The sequence below is a fragment of the Variovorax sp. E3 genome (assembly GCF_016082275.1).
In the GTDB taxonomy this organism is placed as follows: Bacteria; Pseudomonadota; Gammaproteobacteria; order Burkholderiales; family Burkholderiaceae_C; genus Variovorax.
This window is the reverse complement of sequence record NZ_MOWM01000230.1, coordinates 1-8,348: the sequence shown is the minus strand read 5'-3', so window position 1 is coordinate 8,348 and position 8,348 is coordinate 1. Positions and strand designations below refer to the sequence as shown.

The 8,348-nt window shown below is 61.2% G+C and carries 10 protein-coding genes and 2 tRNA genes; 3 read left to right on the top strand and 9 right to left on the bottom strand.

The features are described from left to right. Window positions 1–180: hypothetical protein (locus BMG07_RS43645; protein ID WP_269759822.1), on the bottom strand; the 180-nt coding region annotated here is incomplete at its 3' end. Between the two features lie 425 nt (window positions 181–605). On the opposite strand from BMG07_RS43645, the gene BMG07_RS38345 reads away from it, so the two are divergent. Next, entirely contained in the window at window positions 606–1,322 is a 717-nt protein-coding gene (locus BMG07_RS38345; RefSeq protein ID WP_269759821.1) for a polysaccharide deacetylase family protein, read from the top strand. Between the two features lie 102 nt (window positions 1,323–1,424). Here the strand turns inward: BMG07_RS38345 and BMG07_RS45270 are convergent, their stop codons facing one another. The 8 genes from BMG07_RS45270 to BMG07_RS38310 form a co-directional block, all read right to left on the bottom strand. Beyond that, window positions 1,425–1,703, bottom strand: coding sequence for an Arm DNA-binding domain-containing protein (locus BMG07_RS45270; RefSeq protein ID WP_374221433.1), 279 nt, complete (start codon window positions 1,701–1,703; stop codon window positions 1,425–1,427). 163 nt (window positions 1,704–1,866) lie between these two features. Beyond that, window positions 1,867–1,943, bottom strand: a tRNA-Arg gene (locus BMG07_RS38340). Window positions 1,944–2,130: 187 nt separating this feature from the next. Beyond that, window positions 2,131–2,207 (bottom strand) — tRNA-Pro (locus tag BMG07_RS38335). Window positions 2,208–2,256: 49 nt separating this feature from the next. Continuing rightward, window positions 2,257–2,961 (bottom strand): glutathione binding-like protein, encoded by a 705-nt coding sequence (locus BMG07_RS38330; RefSeq protein WP_198088865.1) that lies wholly within the window; start codon window positions 2,959–2,961, stop codon window positions 2,257–2,259. A gap of 196 nt (window positions 2,962–3,157) precedes the next feature. Continuing rightward, a complete protein-coding gene (locus tag BMG07_RS38325) occupies window positions 3,158–4,504 on the bottom strand; it encodes a hypothetical protein (RefSeq protein ID WP_198088864.1) in 1,347 nt (448 codons plus the stop codon). 153 nt (window positions 4,505–4,657) lie between these two features. Beyond that, entirely contained in the window at window positions 4,658–6,004 is a 1,347-nt protein-coding gene (locus BMG07_RS38320) for a radical SAM protein (RefSeq protein WP_198088863.1), read from the bottom strand. A gap of 424 nt (window positions 6,005–6,428) precedes the next feature. Next, window positions 6,429–6,725 (bottom strand): hypothetical protein, encoded by a 297-nt coding sequence (locus tag BMG07_RS38315; protein ID WP_198088862.1) that lies wholly within the window; start codon window positions 6,723–6,725, stop codon window positions 6,429–6,431. A 56-nt stretch (window positions 6,726–6,781) separates the two neighbouring features. Next, window positions 6,782–7,051 (bottom strand): hypothetical protein, encoded by a 270-nt coding sequence (locus tag BMG07_RS38310; protein WP_198088861.1) that lies wholly within the window; start codon window positions 7,049–7,051, stop codon window positions 6,782–6,784. Between the two features lie 144 nt (window positions 7,052–7,195). On the opposite strand from BMG07_RS38310, the gene BMG07_RS38305 reads away from it, so the two are divergent. After that, a complete protein-coding gene (locus BMG07_RS38305) occupies window positions 7,196–7,480 on the top strand; it encodes a hypothetical protein (RefSeq protein WP_269759820.1) in 285 nt (94 codons plus the stop codon). 156 nt (window positions 7,481–7,636) lie between these two features. Beyond that, the coding region (locus tag BMG07_RS38300; RefSeq protein ID WP_269759819.1) for a DUF4865 family protein at window positions 7,637–8,348 on the top strand (712 nt) is incomplete at its 3' end.

The window sequence follows — 8,348 nt, the reverse complement described above, 5'->3', positions numbered from 1 at the left end:
CATTGAATGAACTTGCTTTGGACTTGACCCGCAGCCGCGCCGCACAAGGGCCCGGACGCCCTGCTGTCGGTGAGCGCGCTGGAAACCGAGACCATCGACCGCGAGCTGCGCATTAAGGAACACCGGCGGGTATGGCACATGGTGCTGGTCGAGCAGTGCGACGGCGAGCCGGCCCACCATATCCCTGCAACTCGAGCCGCGACCATCCCGCGATCCCCAACCTCTACCTCACGATGAGCGAGAAGCTGATCGCGCACTGGAAGGCAAACAGCAACACATACCCGAGGTCGCCACGCACGACAAGCACAGGAGCGCGCGCATCGATGTCGTCGAGAACATGCTCGGCGTGATGGTGGCCACCGACGGCACCGAGGCTACACTCTCAATTGAAATAAAAAGTTCACATTTCAACCCCTTGCTACGGTACATTTGCTCGCCTTTCGAGCCCCCTCGGAGAGGGTAGCTTTTGTAGTGAAGGCCATGCAAATCAACGCTCTCAAGAATTTTCAAGCCGCACTGGCAATCTTGCTCTTTTGCAATTCAGCCATAGCATTCCAATGGCCCGAAAACAAAAAAAGCGCTGTCAGCCTGACTTCCGATGACGGATGGAACTCACAACTCGTCCAAGCCGCGATCCTTGCGCCCGAGGTATTAAGGGCACCTTCTACCTCACCGCCGTGGGCACAGCCACGGTGCATGCCAAGCAGTGGGCCAAGGTCTACCGGCGCGGGCATGAGATAGGAAATCACTCGTTCTCGCACTGGAACAACAAAATTCTGGCGACCAAAACGAAGCGAGACGTTGCGGCCGACATTGGCAGCATGGAGGCTTGGCTGCTCCATAACATCTACGGCAAGGTGCCTGTCGATCACACCTACGCCTATCCTCATGGCAACGGCATGATGGGGGCGCAGGAGACGATTGGAAGCAGGCAGGCCGGCGCATGCGAGTACGAGAGCCTCTTGTCCACCATGGTCACGGGCGCGCGCACGCTTGGCTCCGGAGAGAACGACCCCAAGATGGTGGCCAAGCGGCGCTTCAACATCAGCGGCGTCCCCATCAACGGGGACGACACGACGGCATTCAACATCGCCAAGAGCGCCATCGACAATGGCATCGCCAAAGGCACATGGACGGTTGCTGTCTTTCACTCTCTCGGTGATTCGGGCGACGGCTACTCGATCAGCCGCGCCGCGTACACACGAATTGCCGACTATCTGGTCTCACGCCAAGCCGATCTCTACATAGCGCCTGTTGTGACGGTAAAGAACCACATACTCGCGCACACGCCGCCGACCGATTCAGTCTGCGCGTTTCAGTGAGCGAAGGCATGTTCGTCGGGTGCCGCTCGCAGGCAGAAGGACCTGCTCAGGGCCTGACTGATCTGCCTGCGGCGGCCGCCCACGTAGTGGCTGCCCTTGCCGCTACGGCCGCTGCCGCCTACGCGTTGGCTGCCCGATCGATTGGCGGTCTCGAAGATCGGCGCAGACGAAGCGCCAGCAGGGTCGAATCCCAGAATGCCCGGCGCTGCCCAGCGCCAGGCGCTTTTCCTTGCCCTCGAAGCGGTACTTCCAGAACCACCGTCTTGAACCGCTGGGCTCGATCTGCAGGTAGAGCCCCCCAGAGTCGGAGAGGCGCAGCCGCAGTTTGTCGGCAGGGCAAATGGTCTTTCTGCAGGCGGTGCCGGTGAGCAGGCGGAACAAATTCGACGACGGAGGTAGAAACTGTACCCGTTCCCCCGGATGTTCCCCCAAATTCGCTGAATCTCAGCGGTTCATCGTGATTGCTCGTGGGGCTTAATTTCGCCTCTACAGAGGGGAAAGTGGGTGCTTGTGGCGCCTTGTGGGGCTTCGTGAAGCACTAAATTGGCCTGCCCGGAGGGGATCGAACCCCCGACAACCTGCTTAGAAGGCAGGTGCTCTATCCAACTGAGCTACGGGCAGATGCAGGCCGAAGAGAACCCAGGAGAATCAACGACTTAGGCGTCATTGTTTCCGGGCCGGCAGCGGCGGAGATTCTACCCAGTTCCGCTCTGTGCCTTCCGCTGCCACGTCGCCTGCCGGACGCCGTTCGCGGCCTCAAATGAAAAATGCACACAGCCCGCAAAGACTGTGTGCATTTCGATTTCTATGGTCGGGGCGAAAGGATTCGAACCTTCGACCCTCTGGTCCCAAACCAGATGCGCTACCAGGCTGCGCTACACCCCGACAAGCCTTCTATTCTAGCCCGAATATTGCCCCGTTCCGGAAATTTCTCTCAGCGCTTCTCGTATTGCGTCTTGCCGAACAGAATCTCGCGCTCCTTGTCGCCGGTGATCGGCTGGCGCAGATCGGCCAGCACCTTCACGCCGCGCTGCACGGCCGGGCGTGCGGCGATGCCGTCCAACCATGCCTTCAGGTGCGGAAAATCGGTGAGCGTGATGCCCTGTTTGTCCCAGCTGCGCAGCCAAGGGAAGATGGCGATGTCTGCAATCGAATAACTCTTGCCGGCGATGAACTTGCTCTTCGACAGCTGCTTGTCGATCACGCCGTAGATGCGCTTGGCTTCGTTGGTGTAGCGGTCGATCGCATAGGCGACCTTCTCGGGCGCGTACATCCGGAAGTGATGGGCCTGGCCGAGCATGGGGCCGACGCCGCCCATCTGGAACATGAGCCACTGCAGCACGTCATAGCGCTCACGGTCGCCGGCCGGCAGCAGCTTGCCCGTCTTGCCCGCCAGGTACACGAGGATGGCGCCCGATTCGAACAACGAAATCGGCTTGCCGTCCGGACCATCGGGGTCGGTGATGGCCGGGATCTTGTTGTTCGGGCTGATCCGCAGGAAGTCGGGCGCGAACTGATCGCCCTTGCCGATGTTCACGGGGTGCGCGTGGTACGGCAGGCCGCACTCCTCCAGCATGATGTGAATCTTGTGGCCGTTCGGCGTGGGCCAGGAATAGACCTCGATGGGCTGTGCGGGCATGTCTAGCGCTCCGGTGGGTGTGATGCGAGCCCGGCAGCATATACGTGGGAGTTCAAACGCGCGCGGAGTAGGAAATTGGCCTCCAGTTCTTCCATGTCGTCGACGACTCCCACTGTTTGAGTCCGCCATCACGTACGCCGGTGGAACGGCGTCAGAGCATCGTCTGGCCAGCACAGTTGGCGAGATCGTCTGCCCCTCAGTTCTTCGACTCCAGCGCACCCTCCCTGCCGCGCCTCATGCCCCACCACATCGCGAGCATGTTCACCCCAGTCACGAAGGAAAATATCTTGGGCAGGTAGAAGTAGCGCGCTTCGAAGTGAGCAAGCGAGAAAATCACGAAGAACGCCGCGTAGAAGGACGCGATCAACCACGCCATCAGGAGCCACCAACGATAGGTTCGCGTGGCCCACAGCAGCGGAACTGCGGCGAGGAGAAAGAGCAGGTACACAAGGTTCCCTGCATCGTCCTGGATATGGAACCACGTCGTGAAACGGTGACGCGAAAAGATGAAGGTGTTCCAGTATTCCACTACCGCCGTGAACTTGATCCGATACCACTCGATGGGGTGCGACACCAACGCTTTGAAGAAGAGACTTCTGTCATCTGAATCGCAATAAGAGGGCTCGACAACGCAGGCAATATTCCCTGTGCCTTTGATGACGAAATCCCCGCCTTTGTCCAACAGGGTCTTGTCCGAACTGAGGCCGTTCAGAAAAATCAGGTCTCCGGTTTGCACCCAAGAAAAATTGCCCACGACAGCCTTGCTGTGCATTCGCCAGGGCAGCATGAGCGCATGGGCCACAAGCAACACGACCATGACCAGCCGGATGGTCGCGATGTAAGTCAAACGGTCTTGCGCCGAGACCTTTCTGATGCACCTCCAGATGCACCAGCCACAACCAAGGCAGCAAGGCCGGTCATGGCCATCAGTATTGACTCGTACTGAGAGCGAAAGTACGCCGCCAAGGCGAAGCACCCGCCGGCCATCACTGCAAGGCCCGTTCGGCGTCCCTGCGCGGCTAGGAGCACCAACAGCCCCCCGGACAAGAAAAAACGCAACGGAGAAGACTTCGCCCAGAACCACGCCATAGGGCTCAAGCAAGAAGAGCCTTGGCATAGGAAAGATGAACAGCAACAGGGGCAATGTGCTGGCCAACGCGTTGTTCATGAATCCCGACAACAGACGCCGTTGCAGCGCCAGCATGAACGCCAGTGCAGCGCAGCCCAGGACCTGCAGGATCAGCACGATCGGCGCGCCCTCCCCGAACACGCCAAGAATGCCAGCCTCGAGAAAAACAAGGCCTGGAGGCCACAGCGCTAGGATCCACGCATTCTGTTCGGACACCCAACCAAGCCGGTGAATATCCAGTGCCGCAGAGGCGAACGTCTTTGGATCGGTCAGATCCGTAACTCGATTCAAGTTGTCGACGGTGGTGAAAAGACCGGGGTCAGATGCAATATCCCGAATCAGAAGCGCGCCGAGCAACAGCAAAAAGAAACAAAAAATCGCGTAGCCCGAAGATTTTCGAAAGAACAACTTCATTCATTTCTCTAGATCAATTCCAGAGAATTGTAGGGACCACGAAGTTGACATATGTCTCGGCCAGGTCTCAATGGGCAGTCTCAGGACTCGCGCCAGGATCAAAAATGAAAAAGGCCCGCAACCAAGGCTGCGGGCCTTTCACAAAGCGGGGCCTCAGGCTACGGCCAGCACGCGTTCGCTCGACTCCTCCAGCGCACGCAGTTGGTCTGCTGTCCACTGGGTCATCTGGTGATACTGGCATCCGTCGCAAGCGCCAGCCGCGAGGCTGCCATCGAGCAGCCCTTCGCGCATGCCCCAGTAGAACTCGGAGTTGAAAATCTCGTTGATCGTGGAGCCCTTGAACTTCTCGCGCAGCTCGAGATCGAGGCCCGTATCTGCCTTCGGCATGTGGCAGCACACGGTCGTGGGGTAAAAGCCTTCGTTGTTCAGCGAGATCCGAGGCGCATGCATCCACGGCACATTGCAGGTGCGGATCGCCACATCGAGGCTCACGGGCTCGCCCACCGTCTTTCTGACAAAAGTCTGCTGCGCCGCGTCGGGAACATAGGACAGCGCTGATTCGAAGCGGGAGGTCAACGACAACTGAACGCCCAGGCGATCTGCCTCTGCCTTGGCCTCCTTGATGAACGGCGACAGTTGCGACCGAGACAGGCCCAGCGACACGTTCTGCCCTTCCCCGTTGAAAGGCATGAGAGCGCGAACTTCGGAAGCCTGAAAAAACACCTGAGGGATGCGCAGCGAGTGCGCAAGCCGGACCATCTCCGCCAACTCATGCACGTTCTGGTCCATGACCACCATCATGATCTGCAAAGTCTCGCAGTTCTCGTAGAGCGTCTTCAGTTCACCGACGTCACGCACATTGCGCACCACGTTCCTGTACACCGAACCACGACGGATGCGCTCGTAAGTCTCCTCTGTCGCGCCGTCCATCGACAAGCCGATCCGGTCGGCATGCTCGAAGGCTTGCTTGATCTTTCCCCGCACCGGGATCGTGCCATTGCTGATCATCGAGATCTTCGCGTCGGGAAACAGCTCCTTGAAGCGCGCGTAGATCGTGCCAAGGTTCGGATTGAGGGTCGGCTCCCCCGACGTCATGTCGAGCAGCTTCGGGCGGCCGAACTGGACATCGTCCAATGCGAGAGAACCGAATAGCGCCTCGGCCTCGTCGACCGAAAGCTTGGGGCCTTCCATGCCCGCATGCCCTGGGCACATTACGCACTTCAGGTTGCAGTTTTCGGTGGCAGAAACCGAGATGAGTTCGGGCACGACATTGAACTTGCCCTGCTTGCCAAGCGAGATAGCGCGCTGAATGATGTCCTCGGCCCGCGCCATCACCGACTCGTCGGATTCGACCTCGATCACGGGTTCGGGCGGCGCCACCTCCGCAGGAGGTTGCTGGTGCTGGACGGCAGTAAGGCCCAGGCGCTTGCTGGCACTCGCAACAATGCGGTGCTTTGCGGCGCGAGAAAGGTTGCGCGCCGCCGTCACGAAATCAATCATCGATATGCCCTCTTTTTCGAGGCATTTTAGGCTTGAGGTCTGAAGGCCATATGAAAGCCTTCAGTCATTTTCCCGCAGCACGTGAAGACCAAGGCCTGGCTCCTGAATGAGCATCGGCATTGCGGCGCTCTTCCCGCAATGCGGCAAACAGCGCGACAGCCGTCAACGCCCGTCGTAGATCAACCGCCAGACATTGCACCCGCCCGCACAAGGCGAATCGCCAAGCGTCTGTACCGCAACAACCGGCGAAGAAGCCAGCGGAGAAACATCCAACGCTCCGCCGTTCGGCGAGGGCGTGCCCCCGATCAAAAGGGCCGTCACACCGGCTGCCACCACTTTTGTAACCATCAACATGTTCGTCTCCGGCAGTTGGTCACCAATTCAAGATAGACCTGCCGCAAACAAAAATCGCCGGGATTTACCCTCAGGCCGCTGCGCCCCCGCCCGGCTTGGCGGGCAGATCGCCCTCGCGCAACTTGCGGCCGATCCACATCATTCCGGTCTCGTAGTTCGCCGCGCCCACCTGGATGCCGCCCACGGTGCGCAGCGCGCCGGTTCCGTCGTCGGTGGCCGGGCCCTCACCCGTGTATTCGCCCGGAACGAGCAGGCGGCCGTCCTTCAGAAAATCTGCAATGCGCAACTCGCGCATCGCGCGGCCCCAGTGCCACTGCTTCTTGATGTCGTAGGTGCCCGTCTTCTTCGGGGGCTTGGATTTCTTCATGTGCCTCGGTCGCTCGCAAAACAAAACTGGCGCCAGCATAGCTCGCGCCCGCTTGTTCACGGGAACGGACCGGCGGCCTCGGGTTCCTCCTCGGCGACCGCGTCCTCGCCTTCTTCCCTGGGCCCGATGTTCAAGTCTTCCGAAAGCCCCTTCAGCACGACGTAGCCCGCCTGCAAGGCCTCGACGTAGGTCGGAAAACCTTTCGCGGCTTCCATCAGCGGCTCGAACTCCATCGAGTTGTCGAACGACTCCAGCAGCACCCAGAAATAGTCCCCCGCGTCGTGTTGGTCGACAGTCAGGGCGATAGAGATAAGTTGGCCAGCCATTCGCGCATGGTGACGGCCGCAGGTGACAGGCCGAAGAAGCGGATGCGGACATCGCAAAAACACTACACCCCTTCGCGCAGCAGGCCTTCACGGCAAGCCCCGCAATCGGCGATGCTAGAGGCCATGCCCATTGCCAATTCACGCTTGCCCCACCGCCCCGGATGGAGCGCCGCCGCGTCGATCTACACGGTCGCGGGCGCCGTCTGCATCCTCGGCTGCGCGCTCGTGCCCGAGAGCGATGTCGGCATGCTCGTGACCATCACGGGCGGGCTGCCGTGGTCGCTGAGCCTGTTGACGCTGGGCTTGTCACCCGGCGTGGCGTACACGGCGCTATTGATGCTGGCAGGCAGTTGGGCGCTCAATGCCGCGTTGCTGTGGTGGCTGGCGTTGCGGCGGCCGGGGCACCACACGCCCTCGCACCCGGCCTGACCAGCCCCAGTCATTGCGCCGGCGCATCACAGCTATATCGGCCGCCCTCTTCTTCCGACACCCGCACGCGCGCAAGCTGCTTCCCGTGACCCATTCACAAGGAGCAATTCGATGTTCGCGATGCAGTACTCGCACAGACTTCCGGCCGACTACGACATGCAGGCCATCCGCCAGCGCGCGGCGCGACGCGGGCCGTTGTGGGACGACACGCAAGGGCTGGTCTTCAAGGCTTTTGTCTCGCAGGAGCGCGCGCAGCACGGTGCCGCCGGGCACCTGTATGCCTCGGTCTATCTCTGGCACGACCCGTCGGCGGCCGCGCGTTTTCTCATGGGGGAGCGCTTCCAGGGCGTGATCGATTCGTTCGGGCGGCCGCGCGTCGAAACATGGCTGCCGCTGGACGCGCGCGCCGGCGCCGGTCGCGAGCGGCAGGCGCTGTCGCTGCGCCGGGAAGAGCGCGCCATTGACGCCACGGCCGACCGTGCCGCGCTGCTCGCGGCGGAAACCGAAGCCAATCGGCAATCCGCCGCGCAGGCCGACACCGTCGCGGTGTGGACGACGCTCGATCTAGCGAACTGGCGCTCGGTCCGCTTCACGCTGTCGGCGCGCGCGTCGAAGCGGTCGATGGCGCCACGGTCTACGAAGTGCTGCACCTCGCGAAGCCGGGCCTGGCGCAACTCGCATGACGCGACTTCGCCCTTCGGCGCTGTGGTGGGCGCACCTGGCCAGCCTGTGCGCGGTGGCCGCTCTGCTTTGCGGCGCCACGGCGCTGCTGGCGGTGTTGGCCCGCCGCCTCCTGGCGGCTTGACGCCGCCGCTACGCCGCGGTCGAACGAACCGCCGCGGCCAGGGTGCGCAGCGCGCTGCGTGCC

Bases quoted from the DNA above. Each gene is read 5' to 3' on its own strand.
- BMG07_RS38345 (WP_269759821.1), top strand. From the start codon at position 606: ATGGAACTCACAACTCGTCCAAGCCGCGATCCTTGCGCCCGAGGTATT.
- BMG07_RS38330 (WP_198088865.1), bottom strand. From the start codon at position 2,961: ATGCCCGCACAGCCCATCGAGGTCTATTCCTGGCCCACGCCGAACGGC.
- BMG07_RS38325 (WP_198088864.1), bottom strand. From the start codon at position 4,504: ATGAAGTTGTTCTTTCGAAAATCTTCGGGCTACGCGATTTTTTGTTTC.
- BMG07_RS38320 (WP_198088863.1), bottom strand. From the start codon at position 6,004: ATGATTGATTTCGTGACGGCGGCGCGCAACCTTTCTCGCGCCGCAAAG.
- BMG07_RS38315 (WP_198088862.1), bottom strand. From the start codon at position 6,725: ATGAAGAAATCCAAGCCCCCGAAGAAGACGGGCACCTACGACATCAAG.
- BMG07_RS38310 (WP_198088861.1), bottom strand. From the start codon at position 7,051: ATGGCTGGCCAACTTATCTCTATCGCCCTGACTGTCGACCAACACGAC.